This is a genomic window from Aquipuribacter hungaricus, from assembly GCF_037860755.1.
GTDB classification, from domain to species: domain Bacteria; phylum Actinomycetota; class Actinomycetes; order Actinomycetales; family JBBAYJ01; genus Aquipuribacter; species Aquipuribacter hungaricus.
In genome coordinates, this window is sequence record NZ_JBBEOI010000496.1 from 1 (window position 1) to 742 (window position 742).

The 742-nt window shown below is 80.7% G+C and carries 1 protein-coding gene; it reads right to left on the bottom strand.

Annotation, left to right across the window (positions count from 1 at the left end; translation table 11 throughout):
- A partial coding sequence (locus WCS02_RS20840; RefSeq protein ID WP_340296218.1) for a hypothetical protein occupies nt 1–742 on the bottom strand: 742 nt, incomplete at both ends.

Consider the following 742-nt stretch of genomic DNA (forward strand, 5'->3'; position numbering starts at 1 on the left):
TACGATCCGACTTGCGAGCGCGCCCGCGCGGCTGCGGTGCACCAGCGCCCACGACGCCACGACGAGCAGCCCCAGGGCCGCGGCCGGGGCGAACCGGGCGTGGGTGGTGGGCAGCCACGCCAGCAGCAGCGCCAGGGCCGCGAGCGTCCCCCACGGCACCGCCGGCCGCGTGCCCGACGGCACGGCCGAGGGCGCGCCCCACGGCACCACCGGTGGCCCGGGGCGTCCGCCGGGTCGGCTGTCCGCCAGCCGCAGGAGCAGCCACGCGGTGGTCGTCAGCTGGACCGTGAGCAGGCCCTCCGGCAGGGCGTAGCCGGTGTAGCCGAGCCGCCCGCCCGCCACGCCCAGGGCGGCCGCCAGGAGCAGGGAGGCCCGCGGCCCGGCGCCGAGCCGGCGGGCCAGCAGGGTCGCGGGCACGACGAGCCCGACCGCCAGGAGCACCCCGAGCACGACGCTCGCCACGTAGACGGTCGGCGGGTGGGAGGTGAGCCACCACAGCGGCGCGGTGAGCAGGCCCCAGCCGGCCGCGTACCCGCCGGCGTAGTCGGGCGTGAGCAGCCCGGCGCCCTCGCCGGTGGCCAGCCACCGCGCCGCGGCGAGGTAGCCGATCTCGTCCTTGGTCTGCACCGGGGCGACGGCGTCCAGCGACACCGCGGTGTGGGCGGCCGCGACCACGCCGAGCGCGGCGCCCCAGCGCAGCAGGCCCGGCGCGCCCCGGCGAGGGGGGCGGGGCGGGGCGGGC